17 protein-coding genes are annotated in these 15130 nt (G+C 70.5%); 7 read left to right on the top strand and 10 right to left on the bottom strand.

The window, feature by feature from the left end; genetic code table 11:
• Window positions 1–25 precede the first annotated feature (25 nt).
• Window positions 26–2425, bottom strand: coding sequence for a cation-translocating P-type ATPase (locus tag ACFY3N_RS22195; protein ID WP_390818424.1), 2400 nt, complete (start codon window positions 2423–2425; stop codon window positions 26–28).
• 118 nt (window positions 2426–2543) lie between these two features.
• Window positions 2544–2837: a DUF2530 domain-containing protein gene (locus ACFY3N_RS22190; RefSeq protein ID WP_390818423.1), complete on the bottom strand. Its 294-nt coding sequence runs from the start codon at window positions 2835–2837 to the stop codon at window positions 2544–2546.
• A gap of 227 nt (window positions 2838–3064) precedes the next feature.
• Here ACFY3N_RS22190 and ACFY3N_RS22185 point away from each other — a divergent pair, with 227 nt between their 5' ends.
• Complete coding sequence (locus tag ACFY3N_RS22185) at window positions 3065–4516, top strand: NCS2 family permease (RefSeq protein ID WP_390818422.1); 1452 nt, start codon at window positions 3065–3067, stop codon at window positions 4514–4516.
• Window positions 4517–4568: 52 nt separating this feature from the next.
• Here ACFY3N_RS22185 and ACFY3N_RS22180 read toward each other — a convergent pair whose 3' ends face one another.
• Entirely contained in the window at window positions 4569–4751 is a 183-nt protein-coding gene (locus ACFY3N_RS22180; protein ID WP_390818421.1) for a ribbon-helix-helix protein, CopG family, read from the bottom strand.
• A gap of 155 nt (window positions 4752–4906) precedes the next feature.
• Between ACFY3N_RS22180 and ACFY3N_RS22175 the strand changes: the two genes are divergently transcribed.
• Window positions 4907–5344, top strand: coding sequence for a MarR family winged helix-turn-helix transcriptional regulator (locus tag ACFY3N_RS22175; RefSeq protein WP_390818420.1), 438 nt, complete (start codon window positions 4907–4909; stop codon window positions 5342–5344).
• Between the two features lie 36 nt (window positions 5345–5380).
• A complete protein-coding gene (locus ACFY3N_RS22170) occupies window positions 5381–6745 on the top strand; it encodes an MFS transporter (protein WP_390818419.1) in 1365 nt (454 codons plus the stop codon).
• Window positions 6746–6773: 28 nt separating this feature from the next.
• Here the strand turns inward: ACFY3N_RS22170 and ACFY3N_RS22165 are convergent, their stop codons facing one another.
• Window positions 6774–7361: a Uma2 family endonuclease gene (locus ACFY3N_RS22165; RefSeq protein WP_390818418.1), complete on the bottom strand. Its 588-nt coding sequence runs from the start codon at window positions 7359–7361 to the stop codon at window positions 6774–6776.
• A gap of 113 nt (window positions 7362–7474) precedes the next feature.
• Between ACFY3N_RS22165 and thpR the strand changes: the two genes are divergently transcribed.
• Window positions 7475–8047: an RNA 2',3'-cyclic phosphodiesterase gene (thpR, locus tag ACFY3N_RS22160; protein ID WP_390818417.1), complete on the top strand. Its 573-nt coding sequence runs from the start codon at window positions 7475–7477 to the stop codon at window positions 8045–8047.
• A gap of 127 nt (window positions 8048–8174) precedes the next feature.
• Here the strand turns inward: thpR and ACFY3N_RS22155 are convergent, their stop codons facing one another.
• From ACFY3N_RS22155 to ACFY3N_RS22145, 3 genes are all read right to left on the bottom strand, one after another.
• Window positions 8175–9167, bottom strand: a complete 993-nt coding sequence (locus tag ACFY3N_RS22155; protein ID WP_390818416.1) for an aldo/keto reductase — start codon at window positions 9165–9167, stop codon at window positions 8175–8177.
• Window positions 9168–9211: 44 nt separating this feature from the next.
• The gene (locus ACFY3N_RS22150) at window positions 9212–9802 is read right to left on the bottom strand and encodes a Uma2 family endonuclease (RefSeq protein ID WP_390818415.1); all 591 of its coding nucleotides are present in this window, start codon (window positions 9800–9802) and stop codon (window positions 9212–9214) included.
• A gap of 109 nt (window positions 9803–9911) precedes the next feature.
• Window positions 9912–10589, bottom strand: coding sequence for an SGNH/GDSL hydrolase family protein (locus ACFY3N_RS22145; protein ID WP_390818414.1), 678 nt, complete (start codon window positions 10587–10589; stop codon window positions 9912–9914).
• An 88-nt stretch (window positions 10590–10677) separates the two neighbouring features.
• Here ACFY3N_RS22145 and ACFY3N_RS22140 point away from each other — a divergent pair, with 88 nt between their 5' ends.
• Window positions 10678–11649, top strand: coding sequence for a WD40 repeat domain-containing protein (locus tag ACFY3N_RS22140; protein ID WP_390818413.1), 972 nt, complete (start codon window positions 10678–10680; stop codon window positions 11647–11649).
• A gap of 242 nt (window positions 11650–11891) precedes the next feature.
• On the opposite strand, the gene ACFY3N_RS22135 is transcribed toward ACFY3N_RS22140, so the two are convergent.
• Both ACFY3N_RS22135 and ACFY3N_RS22130 read right to left on the bottom strand, forming a co-directional pair.
• Window positions 11892–12179, bottom strand: coding sequence for a hypothetical protein (locus ACFY3N_RS22135; protein ID WP_390818412.1), 288 nt, complete (start codon window positions 12177–12179; stop codon window positions 11892–11894).
• Complete coding sequence (locus ACFY3N_RS22130) at window positions 12160–12582, bottom strand: ATP-binding protein (RefSeq protein WP_390818411.1); 423 nt, start codon at window positions 12580–12582, stop codon at window positions 12160–12162. The genes ACFY3N_RS22135 and ACFY3N_RS22130 overlap by 20 nt, the downstream gene beginning before the upstream one ends.
• Before the next feature lie 139 nt (window positions 12583–12721).
• Between ACFY3N_RS22130 and ACFY3N_RS22125 the strand changes: the two genes are divergently transcribed.
• Both ACFY3N_RS22125 and ACFY3N_RS22120 read left to right on the top strand, forming a co-directional pair.
• The gene (locus tag ACFY3N_RS22125; RefSeq protein ID WP_390818410.1) at window positions 12722–13576 is read left to right on the top strand and encodes a helix-turn-helix domain-containing protein; all 855 of its coding nucleotides are present in this window, start codon (window positions 12722–12724) and stop codon (window positions 13574–13576) included.
• A gap of 11 nt (window positions 13577–13587) precedes the next feature.
• Window positions 13588–13770, top strand: coding sequence for a DUF397 domain-containing protein (locus ACFY3N_RS22120; RefSeq protein ID WP_390818409.1), 183 nt, complete (start codon window positions 13588–13590; stop codon window positions 13768–13770).
• Window positions 13771–13838: 68 nt separating this feature from the next.
• Here ACFY3N_RS22120 and serC read toward each other — a convergent pair whose 3' ends face one another.
• A complete protein-coding gene (gene serC / locus ACFY3N_RS22115; protein WP_390818408.1) occupies window positions 13839–14957 on the bottom strand; it encodes a phosphoserine transaminase in 1119 nt (372 codons plus the stop codon).
• Between the last annotated feature and the right edge of the window lie 173 nt (window positions 14958–15130).

The raw sequence follows: 15130 nt of genomic DNA, 5'->3' as shown, positions 1-15130 counted from the left end.
CCACGACGGACCCGCAGCCGCCCCGCTACGCGGGGACCCGCCGGTCCACCCACCGCCACAGCACTTCCAGCACCCCGGCCGCGAGGACCGCGATGCCGGTCGCGGCCCACGGCATCGCCATGCCGACCAGCCTCAGCGCGAAGAACTCCTGGAGCCACGGCACCACCAGCACCACCAGGAACGCCCCGCCCATCGCCGCCACCAGACCGACCCGCCACCAGGTGTACGGCCGGGCGATGATCGCCAGCACCCAGATCGAGATCAGGAACAGCGTCAGCGTCGCCGCGCTCGTCTCCGCCTCCAGCGCACCCTCCCCGGTGTAGTAGTCCCGCGCGACCAGGTACGACGCGAAGGTCGCCAGCGCCGCCAGCACCCCGCCCGGGATCGCGTACCGCATGACCCGCCGCACGAAGTGCGGCCGCGCGCGCTCCCTGTTGGGGGCGAGGGCCAGGAAGAACGCCGGGACGCCGATGGTCAGCGTGGACAGCAGCGTCAGATGGCGCGGCAGGAACGGGTACTCCACCTGCGAGATCACCACCAGCACCGCCAGCAGCACCGAGTACACCGTCTTCACCAGGAACAGCGTCGCGACCCGGGTGATGTTGCCGATCACCCGGCGCCCCTCCGCCACCACCGACGGCAGCGTGGCGAAGCTGTTGTTCAGCAGCACGATCTGCGCGACCGCCCGGGTGGCCTCCGAACCGGAGCCCATCGCCACGCCGATGTCCGCGTCCTTCAGCGCCAGCACGTCGTTCACGCCGTCCCCGGTCATCGCGACCGTGTGGCCGTTCGACTGGAGCGCGCCCACCATGGTCCGCTTCTGCTGCGGGGTGACCCGCCCGAACACCGTGCTTTTGTCCAGCGCGTCGGCCATGGCGTCCCGGTCGGCGGGCAGCCGGCGCGCGTCCACCGCCGTGCCGGACAGGCCCAGCTTGGACGCGACCGCCCCGACCGACACCGCGTTGTCCCCGGAGATGACCTTGGCGCGGACGTTCTGCTCGGCGAAGTAGCGCAGGGTGTCGGCCGCGTCGGGGCGCAGCCGCTGCTCCAGCACCACCAGCGCGGCCGGCCGTACGCCCTCGGCGGCCTCGGGGGCGTCGACGTCCACGCCGTCGCGGGCGCGGGCGAGCAGCAGCACCCGCAGCCCCTGCTCGTTCATCCGCCCGGTCTCGGCCAGCGCCGGGTCGCCGGGGTCCAGCAGCACGTCGGGCGCGCCCAGCAGCCAGGTGACGGACCCGTCGGGGCCCTCGTCGAACGTCGCGCCGCTGTACTTGCGGGCGGAGGAGAAGGGGAGGGTGTCGGTGAGGCGCCAGTCCTCGGTGTCCGGGTACGCGTCGATGAGCGCCTGCAGGGAGGCGTTCGGGCGGGGGTCCGCCGCGCCGAGCTCGCCCAGCACCTTGCGGATGTACGTCTCGTCGCCGTCCCCCAGCACCCGCAGCTCGGTGACGTCCATGCCGCCCTCGGTGAGCGTGCCGGTCTTGTCCAGGCAGACCGTGTCGACGCGGGCCAGCCCCTCGATCGCCGGCAGCTCCTGCACCAGGCACTGCTTGCGCCCCAGCCGGATCACCCCGATCGCGAAGGCGACGGAGGTGAGCAGCACCAGCCCCTCGGGGACCATCGGCACGATCCCGCCGACCGTGCGGGCGATCGAGTCCTTCAGCTCGTTGTCCTTGACCACCAGCTGGCTGATCACCAGACCGGTCGCGGTCGGGACCATCATCCACGTCACGTACTTGAGGATCGTGGAGATGCCCGAGCGCAGCTCGGAGTGGACCAGCGTGAACCGGGACGCCTCCTCGGCGAGCTGCGCCGCGTACGCCTCGCGTCCCACCCGGGTCGCCTGAAAGGAGCCGCCGCCCGCGACGACGAAGCTGCCGGACATGACCCGGTCCCCGGGCCGCTTCACCACGGGGTCGGCCTCGCCGGTGAGCAGCGACTCGTCGATCTCCAGGCCGTCCGCCCCGACGCACACCCCGTCGACGACGACCTTGTCCCCCGGCCCGACCTCGATCAGGTCGTCCAGCACGATCCCGGAGGTGCCGATCTGCGCCGCCGCCCCGTCCCTGCGCACCGTGGGCCGTACCTCGCCGATCACCGCGAGGGAGTCCAGGGTCTTCTTCGCCCGCCACTCCTGGACGATGCCGATGCCGGTGTTGGCGAGGATCACGAAGCCGAACAGGCTGTCCTGGACGGGCGCGACCACCAGCATGATCACCCAGAGCACGCCGATGATCGCGTTGAACCGGGTGAACACGTTCGCGCGGACGATCTCGGCCAGGGACCGGCTGCTGCGCACCGGCACGTCGTTGACCTGCCCGCGCGCCACCCGTTCGGCCACTTCCGCGGCCGTCAGCCCGGTCACCGGTGAGGTGGTCCTGGTGGGTGGCACGGCATCGATCCGGTCGCCCGCCTCGAGATGCGTCATGCAGTCGACGGTACGTGCGGAATTGGCGGTCCACCCACCCGATGGGGTGAAGATCCGACCTGGGGAGGACGGCCGTGGTGCCGTGGTCGTACGGCGGTGGCCGCGGGGGCGGTTGGCCTCAGTCGGCCGACGGGGCGGGGGAGCGGCCCGGCTCCGGCGCCCCGGCCGCCCGCTTGATCGCGGCGTCGCGCCTGCGGACGTACCAGATGCCGATGAAGCCGAGCCCGCCGCCGGCCAGGCAGGTCCACAGCCACCAGGTGTGGCCGTGGTCGTCGAACCAGCCGTAGAACGGCAGCTGGACCAGGAACAGGGCGAACCAGACGATCGTGCCGCCGATGATGGTGGCGACCACGGGGCCCTCCAGGGGCTCCGGCGCCTCGTGCTTGGGGGATCCCGAAAAAAGCCCGGCCATGCGGACAGCTTACGAGGGACCCGGCGCGTGACGGGGACCGCACGGGCCACGTGATGGAGACCGCACGGGCCACGTGACGGGGACCGCACCGGGCCACACGGGTCTACGCGCGGAGATAGCGTGGACGACGTTATATGTTCATACTGAATCCGTTTGTCTCTGACCGCTTTCATTCGTAGAAAACACCAAAGGGCTTCGGGGGGCGCCCGCCGGTGATGAGGTCCCGCATGTCCCCGTCGGCCACCACCAAGGCCCCCACCCCCGAGCAGCCGGGGTCCGGTGCCGGATCCGGCGCCCTCGACCGCTACTTCCGGATCACCGAGCGCGGCAGCACCCTGTCCCGCGAGGTCCGCGGAGGTTTCGCCACCTTCTTCGCGATGGCGTACATCATCGTGCTGAACCCGATCATCCTGGGCAGCGCGAAGGACATGTACGGCAACCAGCTCGACAACGGTCAGCTGGTCACCGCGACCGCCCTGACCGCGGCGTTCACCACGCTGCTCATGGGTGTCATCGGCAACGTCCCGATCGCGCTGGCCGCCGGTCTCGGCGTGAACTCGGTCGTCGCGCTCCAGCTCGCGCCGCGCATGTCGTGGCCGGACGCCATGGGCATGGTGGTGCTGGCCGGCTTCGTCGTGATGCTGCTGGTCGCCACCGGTCTGCGCGAGCGCGTGATGAACGCCGTGCCGCACGGTCTGCGCAAGGCCATCGCCATCGGCATCGGCCTGTTCATCATGCTGATCGGCCTGGTCGACTCCGGGTTCGTCACCCGTATGCCGGACGCCGCCCAGACCACCGTCCCGCTCCAGCTCGGCACCGGCGGTCACCTCACCGGCTGGCCGGTCCTCGTCTTCATCCTCGGCGCGCTGCTGACGCTGGCGCTGATCGTGCGCCGGGTGCCCGGCGCGATCCTCATCTCGATCGTCGCGATGACGGTCCTCGCGGTGATCGTCAACGCCGTCGCCGACGTCCCCTCCTGGGGCCTGACCACGCCCACCTGGCCCGGCAACCCGGTCGCCACCCCCGACTTCAGCCTGATCGGCGAGGTCAGCCTGTTCGGCGGCTTCGGCAAGGTCGGCGTGCTGACCGGCGTGCTGTTCGTCTTCACCGTGCTGCTGTCGTGCTTCTTCGACGCGATGGGCACGATCATGGGCGTCTCGGACGAGGCCAGGCTGACCGACGCGCAGGGCCAGATGCCCGGCATCAACAAGGTCCTGTTCATCGACGGTGTCGCGGTCGCCGCGGGCGGTGCCAGCTCCTCCTCGGCCACCACCGCCTTCGTGGAGTCCACGGCGGGGGTCGGCGAGGGCGCGCGGACCGGCTTCGCCAACGTCGTCACCGGCGGCCTGTTCGCGGTGGCGCTGTTCCTCACGCCCGTCGCCACGATGGTCCCGTCCCAGGCGGCCACCCCGGCGCTGCTCGCGGTGGGCTTCCTGATCCTGGCCGGTTCGGTCAAGGAGATCGACTGGGCGGACCACACGATCGCCATCCCGGCCTTCGTGACGATGGTGATGATGCCGTTCACCTACTCGATCACCAACGGCATCGGCATGGGCTTCATCGCCTTCGTGGTGATGCGGCTGGCGGCCGGCCGCGGCCGGGAGGTCCCGCCGGCGATGTACGTGGTGGCGGCGGTGTTCGCCTTCTACTACCTGATGCCGGCGCTGGGCCTGACCTGATCCCGCGCCAGGGGCTCACGGAGCCCCGTGGGACTCCCGGGTCCCACGGGGCTCAGGTGGCCTCGTAGAACCTCTCCGTCTCCTCGACGGCGGTCCGGAACCGCTGGTCGAAGTCATCGCGCATGAGCGTCCGGACGACATAGTCCTGGACGCTCATGCCGCTTTTGGCGGCATGTCCACGGAGTCGTTCGAGCAGGTCGTGGTCGATGCGCAGGCTGAACACGTCGGTTCCCATGCGCACGAGGGTCGCTGCACACCATGGTGAGGCACGCCACGTTTCGCGGATGGATCACTCGTACGGGTGATCCGGTATGACAGTGGCGGGAGTCACGGACGCGCACGCGTCCTCCGGGTGGTCCTTAGCGAGAGTAATGAGTTACGCTAAAGAACATGCCGGACTTCAGCCATGGCGACGACGCAGCCGCCGTGAACGCCCTCCGATCCGCCGTGATGCGGCTGTCCCGTCGGCTCAAGCACCAGCGCGTCGACGAGTCCCTCAGCCCCACCGAGATGTCGGTGCTGGGCACCCTGGCCCGCTGCGGCCGGGCCACCCCGGGCGAGCTCGCCCGCAAGGAGCACGTCCAGCCGCCGTCGATGACCCGCATCGTGGCCCTGCTGGAGGCCAAGGGACTGGTCCGCCTGGAGCCGCACCCCGACGACCGGCGGCAGAAGGTCGTCACGCAGACCGAGCGCGCCGAGGCGATGCTCGAGGAGAGCCGCCGCAAGCGGAACGCGTTCCTGGCCTCGCTGGCCGGGGAACTGGACGACGACGAGTGGGCGAAACTGCGCGCCGCCGCCCCCGTGCTGGAGAAACTGGCGCACGTCTGAGCACACGGCACAGCAGCAGCTAGGAGGCGAACGCTTTTGAGTACGGGATCCGGAGCAGCTTCCGCCCCCGCACCTGACCCCCACGACACCCAGGCCGCCCCCGACACCCCCGCCCGCAGGACCTCGATGTTCGCCTCGCTGCGGATCAGGAACTACCGCCTGTTCTTCGTCGGCCAGGTCGTCTCCAACATAGGCACCTGGATGCAGCGCATCGCCCAGGACTGGCTGGTGCTCAGCCTCACCGGCTCCTCGGCCGCCGTCGGCATCACCACGGCCCTGCAGTTCCTGCCGATGCTGCTGTTCGGCCTGTACGGCGGTGTCCTCGTCGACCGCCTGCGCAAGCGCCCCACGCTGCTCGTCACGCAGACCGCGATGGCCCTCACCTCCCTCGCGCTCGCCGCCCTCACCCTCACGGGACGGGTCGAGGTCTGGCACATCTACCTCGCCGCCTTCGCCCTCGGTCTCGCGACCGTCGTCGACAACCCGGCCCGCCAGTCCTTCGTCTCCGAACTCGTCGGCCCCGGCCAGCTGCAGAACGCGGTCAGCCTGAACTCCGCGAACTTCCAGTCCGCCCGGCTGGTCGGCCCCGCCGTCGCGGGCCTGCTGATCACCGGCGTCGGCACCGGCTGGGCGTTCCTCCTCAACGGCCTGTCCTTCATCGCGCCGCTGGCCGGCCTGACGATGATGCGCGCCCGTGAGCTGCACGCCGTGGAGCGCGCCCCGCGCGGCAAGGGACAGCTGCGGGAGGGCCTGCGCTACGTCGCCGGGCGGCCCGAGCTGGTCTGGCCGATCGTCCTGGTCGGCTTCATCGGCACCTTCGCCTTCAACTTCCCCGTCTACCTCTCGGCCTTCGCCGACGACGTCTTCCACGGGGGCGCGGGCGTCTACAGCATGTTCAACACCCTGATGGCGGTCGGCTCGGTCTCCGGCGCCCTGCTCGCCGCCCGGCGCGGCACGGCCCGGCTGCGGCTGCTGATCCTGGCCGCGCTGGCCTTCGGCACGCTGGAGATCCTCGCCGCCGCGTCACCGCGGCTCTGGATGTTCGCCCTGATCATGGTGCCGCTGGGCCTGTTCTCGATGACGGTCAACGTCACCACCAACACCAGCCTCCAGATGGCCACCGACCCGGCGATGCGCGGCCGCGTCATGGCCCTCTACATGATGGTCTTCCTCGGCGGCTCCCCGGTCGGCGCCCCGATCGTCGGCTGGATCACCGACACCTACGGCGCCCGCGTCGGCTTCGCGGCCGGCGGCGCGGTCGCGGTGGCCGCGGCGGCCGTCATCGGCGTGATCCTGGCCAGGGTCGGCGGACTGCGCCTGTCGGTGGGCTGGCACCGCGGCCACCCGCGGGTGCGGTTCGTGCCGAGGGAGCGGCAGGAGGCGCTGACGCCGGTGGCGTGAGCGCCGCCGGGCCGCGCCCCGGCCGCGGTCAGTCCCGGGGGAACTCGTCGGTCTTGAGGACGAGACCGACGGCCGTTCCGGTCAGGTCGATCTCCTCACCGAAGCCGAAGCTGATGTCGCTGTGGTACATGCCGTCCTTCGGCAGGGTGTGCAGGTGCCACTCACCGGTGTACGGATTCACGATCAGGTACACCGGCACGCCTGCGGTGGCGTACGTGTCCTTCTTCGGGCCGTAGTCGTTGGCCGCGGTGTCCTTGGAGATGACCTCGGCGACGAACTCGACGTCCTGGTAGCGCCAGAGACCTCGGCCGTCCTTCACCGAGCGATCGGCGAACGCCGCGACATCGCAGGCGAAGCCGTTCAGTCGCCCGGGGAAGTCGATCCGTACGTCCGAAGCCAGCCGCTTGCGCGGGTACGTGGCACGCAACTGTTCCAGGATGTCGAAGATGATCTGGAAGTGGGTGTGCCGCTGCGGCGACATGAAGATGTGCCCCCCGACGATCTCGGTCTTGTAACCCTCGGGGATGGGCATCTTCTCCAGCCACTCGAACATCGTGTCGAGCGTGAGCTCGTCGCCGCTCTCGGCCATCTCGATCCTGTCTTCGAGGACGGTCATCGTGGCGCTCCTCCCCGGCCGCCGCTCGATGCGTACAGCCGCGCGGTACAACGATACGCACGGCGACCGGGACACGCGTGAGTGTACGCGCGTCCCCCTGTGAGACTGGATCCATGAGACTCTTCGCCGCCGTGCTGCCCCCCGAGGACGTGGTCCAGGAGCTCGCCGCCGAGGTGGGCCGGCTGAAGGAGCTGCCCGGGGCGGACGGGCTGCGGTGGACCGAGCGGGCCGGGTGGCACTTCACGCTCGCCTTCTACGGCGAGGTCGACGACGAGCTCGTACCGGAGCTGACCGCGCGGCTGGGGCGGGCCGCGTCCCGGACCGAGCCGTTCCGGCTCGCTCTCGCCGGCGGCGGGCAGTTCGGGCACGGCAGGGCCCTGTGGACCGGGGCGGAGGGGGACCTGCGCACGATGCGGCTGCTGGCCGAGCGGGCCGAGGCCGCGGCGCGCAAGGCCGGGGTGGCGATGGGGGAGCACCGGCGCTACAAGGCCCACCTGACGGTGGCCCGCAGCCGGGACACCGTCGACGTACGGCCGTACGTGACGGCCCTGCACGCGTTCCGCAGCCACGGCTGGACCGTGGACGAGCTGGTGCTGGTGCGCAGCAACCTGCCGACGTCGGGGGTGCCGGGCGAGCAGCCCCGCTACGAGGCGGTCGCCCGCCGGGCACTGGGCGCGTCCGGTTAGGCTCGACGGCGTGGACCCGAAGACCCGTAACCGGATCATGGCCGGTGCGCTCGTGCTGATGTTCGTCGTGGTGGTGCTGGCGGCGGCGCTGGGCAAGTAGCGCCGCCGCCCGCCGCCGTACCCGGTGCTACCAGGCGAAGGCCTCCGGCGACGGCCCCGGACCCGGGAAGATCTCGTCCAGCGAGGACAGCAGCTCCTCGCTCGGCTCCAGCTCCAGAGCGCGCAGCGCCGAGTCCAGCTGCTCCTGCGTGCGCGGACCGACGATCGGGCCGGTCACGCCCGGCCGGGTGAGCAGCCAGGCCAGCGCGGCCTCGCCGGGCTCGACGCCGTGCTTGTCGAGCAGGTCCTCGTACGCCTGGATCTGCTCGCGTGTCCGGGGGTCCTTGAGCGCGTCCGCGGCGCGGCCGCTCGCCCGGCGCCCCTGCGTGGCCTCCTTCTTGAGCACACCGCCCAGCAGCCCGCCGTGCAGCGGAGACCAGGGGATGACCCCGAGCCCGTACTCCTGCGCGGCCGGGATCACCTCCATCTCGGCGCGGCGCTCGGCGAGGTTGTACAGGCACTGCTCGCTGACCAGGCCGATGGTGCCGCCGCGCCGGGCGGCGGTCTCGTTGGCCTGGACGATCTTGTAGCCGGGGAAGTTCGAGGACCCGGCGTAGAGGACCTTGCCCTGCTGGACCAGGACGTCGATCGCCTGCCAGATCTCATCGAACGGCGTGTTCCGGTCGACGTGGTGGAACTGGTAGACGTCGATGTAGTCGGTCCCCAGCCGCTTCAGCGAGGCGTCGACGGCCCGGCGGATGTTCACCGCGGACAGCTTGTCGTGGTTGGGCCACGCCTCGCCGTCGGGGCCCATGTTGCCGTACACCTTGGTGGCGAGCACCACCTTGTCGCGGCGGTCGCCGCCCTTCGCGAACCAGCTCCCGATGATGCTCTCGGTACGGCCCTTGTTCTCGCCCCAGCCGTACACGTTGGCCGTGTCGAAGAAATTCACTCCCGCGTCCAGCGCGGCGTCCATGATGGCGTGGCTGTCGGCCTCGTCGGTCTGCGGACCGAAGTTCATCGTCCCGAGGACGAGCCGGCTGACCTTGAGTCCCGTGCGTCCGAGCTGCGTGTACTTCATGGTCGTCAAGCCAACGGCTTGGAGTGTGCTCTATGCAAGAGGGCTCAGTCGTGGGGGAAGTCGTCGGTCTTGAGAACGAGACCCACATGGGTGGTCGTCATGTCGACCTCCCCGCCGTAGTCGATGGACGTGTCGCTCACATAGGTGCCGTTCTTGGGGTGGGTGAACAGGCGGCACTTGCGGACATAGGGATCGGCGATCAGATAGACCGGCACCTCTGCGAGGGCGTACGCGGTCTTCTTGGGGTCGTAGTCGTTCTGCGCCGTGTCCTTCGAAATGACTTCGGCGACGAACTCCACGTCCTGGTAGCGCCACTTGCCCTTGTCGTCCTTCTGCGCTCCGTCCCTGATCTTCGCCACGTCCGGACAGAACCCGTTCCGGTAGCCGGGGAAGTCGATGCGGACATCCGAGAACAGTCTGGCCTGTCGTCCGAATCGGTCTTCCAGGGCCCAGAGGATCATGCGAATGGTTTCCCAGTGGATGTCCCGCTGCGGCGCCATGTAGACAGCCCCCCCGACGATTTCGACCTTGTATCCCTCGGGGACGGGCATGTTCTCGAGTCGCTCGAACATTTCATCGAGTTGGCGCGTGTTGTCGCTCTCGGCCATCGCGATCCTGTCGTCGAGGACGGTCATCGTGGCGCTCCTCCCCGGCCGCCCACGGACGAGTGCGGCCGCGCGGTACAACGATACGCACGGCGCGCGGGACACGGAGCCGGGCGCATATGCCAGAGCTCCCCGGCCGCTACGCCGCCGCGTACGGCCCGCCCAGCCCCCACCCCCGCCACATCGCCTCCGCGAAGGCCCCGGCGATCCGGTGCTCGCCGCTCTCGTTGGGGTGCGTGCCGTCGTACGTGTCCGTGTGGAAGTCGTACGACGCCGGCGGCGGGACCAGCAGCAGGGGGGAGCCCGGGTCGTCCAGGTCGGCGACGGTCTTCGCCAGGAGTTCGTTGAAGTGGGCGACCTGCCCGGCGAAGGCCGGGTCGGCCTCCACCCGGACGTTCCGGATCACCGGCATGACGGCCATGCGGACGCGCGGCCCGGCGGCCCTCGCCTCCGCGACGAAGGCGCGGACGTTCTCCGCCGTCTGCTCGGCGTTCGTGTAGAAGCCCAGGTCGATCAGGCCCAGCGACACCAGCAGCACGTCCGCGCGGCAGGAGCGCACGGACTCGCCGATCAGCGGGACCATGTGCTGCCAGCCCTCGCCCCAGCCGGCCAGGTGGGCGCGGGGGAAGTCCGGGTCGGCGTACGCGTACGACGTGGGCGCGTCCGTCGACGGGTCGTGGAGCGTCTCGCGCGGACCCACCAGCGTGAAGGGGCCGCCGTACGCCGTGCACAGGTGCTGCCACAGCCGGTAGCGCCAGGTGTGTTCACCCGCGCTCCCGATCGTCATCGAGTCACCTACGGGCATGAACCTGAGCACCCGATCATCATGGACGATCACCCCCGCCGCCGCGATGTGAGTCCGGACACCCGCCGTGAAGTGCGCTGAACAATGGCACTCTTGGCACATGCGCCGACCCTTCGCCCTGATCGCCGCGGCCCTCCTCACGGGCGCGCTCGCCGTGCCCGCCTCCGCAGCCGACGGCGACGAGGGCTTCACCATCGAGGACCCGCGCATCACCGAGTCCAGCGGACTCGCCGCCTCCCGCCTCCACCCCGGCGTCTACTGGACCCACAACGACCAGGACGACGGGCCCTACCTGTACGCCGTCGACGGCGGCACCGGCGAGACGGTCGCACGCGTCGCGCTCTCCGGCGTCGGCACGCCCCGCGACGTCGAGGCGATCGCCGTCGGACCGGGCAACCGGATCATCGTCGGTGACATCGGGGACAACCTCGGCGGCACCTGGCCCCACGTGTGGATCTACGAGCTGCCCGAGCCGGCGGAGCTGAAGGACCAGACGGTCCGGGCGACGCAGTACGTCGTGACGTACGCGGACGGCGCCCGCGACGCGGAGTCGATGGTGGTCCACCCGAAGACCGGACGGGTCTACCTCATCGACAAGAACGAGGAGGGCGGACACCTGTACCAGGGCCCGGCGAAGCTCTCCGCCTCCGGGACGAACGTCTTCCGGCCCACCGTCCCCGTCGACCTCTGGGCCACCGACGCCGCGTTCTCCCCGGACGGCGAGCGGCTCGTCGTGCGCGGCTACCTCGGAGGCATCTGGTACGACTGGAACGGCGGCGAGATCCGGCGCGGCGGACGGATCAGCGTGCCCCTGGGGCAGGGTGAGTCCGTCACCTACACCACCGACGGCAGGAAGCTGCTGCTCGGGATGGAGGGCGCCGGGAGCCGCGTCGAGGCCGAGGACGCGCCCGGGGACGGCGGGGAGCCGGGCGCGGGCGCCGAGGGCGAGGAGAGCGGCGCCGCCGCCACGGGCGACGGGACCGGGGGCGGCGTCAGGATCGGGGGCGCCGTGGTGGTGGCCCTCGTCGGTGTCGTCCTCTTCCGGCTGGTGCGGCGTCGCGGTCGGCGGTGAGCCGGGGTCGACCGGTTCGACGAGCCTCGGCTTCGGGGGAGCGCCCGGCGGCGGGGGCGTGCCGAGCGTGACGTGCACGGCGACGTGAGCGACGGACAGGCGGTGAGTGGAGCGAATCTCCCGGCGACACGCCGTCGCCGGGCCGTTTTGCCAGGAGATTCGCTCCACTCTGCATTGTGCCGCTGGATTCACCCCGGTCGCCGGGCGTGGTGGGCGTGGACACCGTTCACCTCTGTGGGGTGTCAAGGTCCGAGGACGTACGGGCGTACCACGTCGTCGGCGGTGTGCCAGGTGGCGGTCGGCGGTCTGCGCTCCGGGAGCTTCCAGCACTCCTCCTCGCGAGGAAACGGCAGGTAACGCCCTGCGATGTGGCAGCGTTTGGACCAGCGGCGCCAGCGGGCGTCGTGCGGGTTCGGGAGGCGCCAGACGTACGGGTCCGGTGTCCGGACCTCGCCGGTCAGGTCCCGGGCTGCCACCCGGGTGGTGCGGGAGCGCCGCCGGGCCGGCGTCTCAAGAAGCCGTCGGAGCATGTGCCCTCACCGTCTCCGTGAGTGTGAACCTGGCCCACACGCACTTCGCGTACGGCTCCTGCCGGCAGCCCCACGCGTCGGCGAGGGCCGCCACGAGGGCGAGCCCGCGTCCACCCTCGTCGTCGGGGCCGGAGTCGTGGAGCCGGGGGAGCCGGTCCCGGTCCGGGTCGGAGACCTCCAGCACCAACTCCGTTCCGTCCAGGGTGAGGGTGACCCTGACCTGGGCGTAGGAGACGCGGCAGTGGAGCACGGCGTTGGTGACGAGCTCGCTCGCCAGCAGGGTCACCGGGTCGGCGAGTTCCTCGGTGAGTCCCCAGTCCGCGAGGGCTTCGCGTAAACGACGCCGGGCCGTTGACACGTGCCGCCTGTGCTTGGGGATGCGGAAGGTCTCGGTTGTGGGCATGGGGCGAAGCTAGGGATGGATTTGGGATCGGTGCAATGGAAATCGAGGAATACATGCATGGATGTCGCTCAATCGTGTGATGTGGGCCTTTGGTTGGGCTGCGATGTGACATCGTCTCTGCCGGAGAGGGGAGGCCCGCATGCCCACAGGTGGACGGCCGACGGTGCGCAGCAGGCGACTGGGTACGGCACTCAGGCAGTACCGGCAGGCCGCCAAGCTGGACCAGCCGCAGGCCGCCGAGGTCATCGCGTCGAGCCAGGCCAGGATCAGCCGCGTGGAGAGTGGGCGGGCCACGCCTCGCGTCATCGAGGTGCGACTCCTGCTGGACGCGTACGGCGTCACGGATGCGGAAGTGCGGAACAAACTGGAGGACCTGGCCAAGCACTCCAAGAACCGGGGCTGGTGGCTGGAGCACGCCACGCACCTCCGCTCGGACTACCTCGACCACATCGCGCTGGAAGACGATGCGGTGCACATCCGGCAATGGCAGCCGGCCCTGGTTCCAGGGCTGTTGCAGACTCCGGCCTACGCGGAGGCGGTCATCGCGGGCGGTCCTGCCCGGCTCGCCCCTGAGCAGGTCGCCCGGCTGGTGGGAGTGCGCACGCGACGGCAGAAGAAGATCGCGGAGGGCGGGGCCCGGTACACCGCTGTCATCTGGGAAGCGGTCGTCATGTACCCCCTGGTGGGCGCGGACGTTCACCGGGAGCAGTTGTCGGCGCTCCTTGAAGCCGGGGAGCGGGAGCACATCAGCGTGCAGGTTCTGCCGTTCAGCGCCGGAACACTGGCGGCTGCCGCCTCGGCCTTCTCCGCCTTCAGCTTCGATTCGGATGCGGCGATCGAGGCGGTGACCATGGACGACCTGATGAGTACGTCTGTTATCGAGTCCCCGGAGGACCTGGCTGTTTACGCGAGTTCGTTCGAACTCCTACGATCGACGGCGCTGGCACCGGACGCGAGCGCGAAGTTCATCCAGGACGTACTGCAGAACATCTAGGGGAGTCGGTCGTGACCGAGACAGTGGGCCTCTTCCGGAAGTCGTCGTACTCCAGCCAGCAGGGCGAATGCGTCGAGGTCGCCGCAACGGCCCCCGGCGGCCGGGCCGTCCGTGACAGCAAGCAGTGCGAGGGCGGCCCCCTCCTCACCGTCTCCCGCGAGAGCTGGCGGGCGTTCCTGCGCCAGTTCGGGTAGGCGCCGCACGCGCGAAGGGCGCCCGGTGGATCATCCACCGGGCGCCCTTCGGCGTCGTACGGGTACGGCTACAGCTGCTCGATCACGTAGTCGACGCACTTCGTCAGGGCCTCGACGTCCGCCGGGTCGATCGCCGGGAACATCGCGACGCGGAGCTGGTTGCGGCCGAGCTTGCGGTAGGGCTCGGTGTCGACGATGCCGTTGGCGCGCAGGACCTTGGCGACGGCGGCGGCGTCGACCTCGTCGGTGAAGTCGATCGTGCCGATGACCTGGGAGCGCTTGGCCGGGTCGGTGACGAACGGGGTGGCGTACTTGGACTCGTCCGCCCAGGCGTACAGGCGGGTCGAGGAGTCCTTGGTGCGGGCCGTGGACCAGTCGAGTCCGCCCTGGCCGTTGATCCACTCCAGCTGCTCGTTGAGCAGGAACAGGGTGGCCAGCGCCGGGGTGTTGTACGTCTGGTTCTTGCGGGAGTTGTCGATCGCCGTGGGGAGGGAGAAGAACTCCGGGACGTGGCGGCCGGAGGCGTGGATCCGCTCGGCGCGCTCGATCGCGGCCGGGGAGAACACGCCGATCCACAGGCCGCCGTCGGAGGCGAAGGACTTCTGCGGGGCGAAGTAGTAGACGTCCGTCTCGGCGATGTCGACCGGGAGGCCGCCCGCGCCGGAGGTGGCGTCCACCAGGACGAGGGCGCCCTCGTCGGCGCCGGCCACCCGCTCGATCGGCATGGCGACGCCGGTGGAGGTCTCGTTGTGGGTGAAGGCGTAGACGTCCACGCCGGCCTCGGCGGCCGCCTCGGGGTGCGTGCCGGGGTCGGCGGAAACGACGGACGGGTCGGCCAGCCACGGGGCGAGCTTCGCGGCCTTGGCGAACTTGGAGCTGAACTCGCCGAAGGTGAGGTGCTGCGACTTGTTCTCGATCAGTCCGTGGGTCGCGATGTCCCAGAACGCGGTGGAGCCGCCGTTGCCGAGGACCACCTCGTAGCCGTCGGGGAGCCGGAACAGCTCGCCGATGCCCTCGCGCACCTTGCCGACCAGGTTCTTCACCGGGGCCTGGCGGTGGGAGGTGCCGAGCAGGGACGTGCCGGTCGCGGCCAGGGCGTCCAGCGCCTCCGTCCGTACCTTGGAGGGGCCCGCGCCGAAACGACCGTCGGCGGGCTTGATGTCAGCAGGAATCCGGATCTCAGCCACGAACCGGAGCCTATCGGCTGCGGGAAACCCCGGCGAAACATCGTCCGTCCGCTGAGACGGGCGGCGGACGGACCGGCGGACGGGCCGGGGGACGGGCGGCGAACGGACCGGCGGACGGGCGGCGGACGAACTGGCGGACGGGCGGCGAACGAACCGGCGGACGGGCCGGGGGA

Source organism: Streptomyces sp. NPDC000348, assembly GCF_042898795.1.
In the GTDB taxonomy this organism is placed as follows: domain Bacteria; phylum Actinomycetota; class Actinomycetes; order Streptomycetales; family Streptomycetaceae; genus Streptomyces.
Note: the sequence above shows the minus strand (reverse complement) of the source record. Positions and strands in the feature narration are given on the sequence as shown.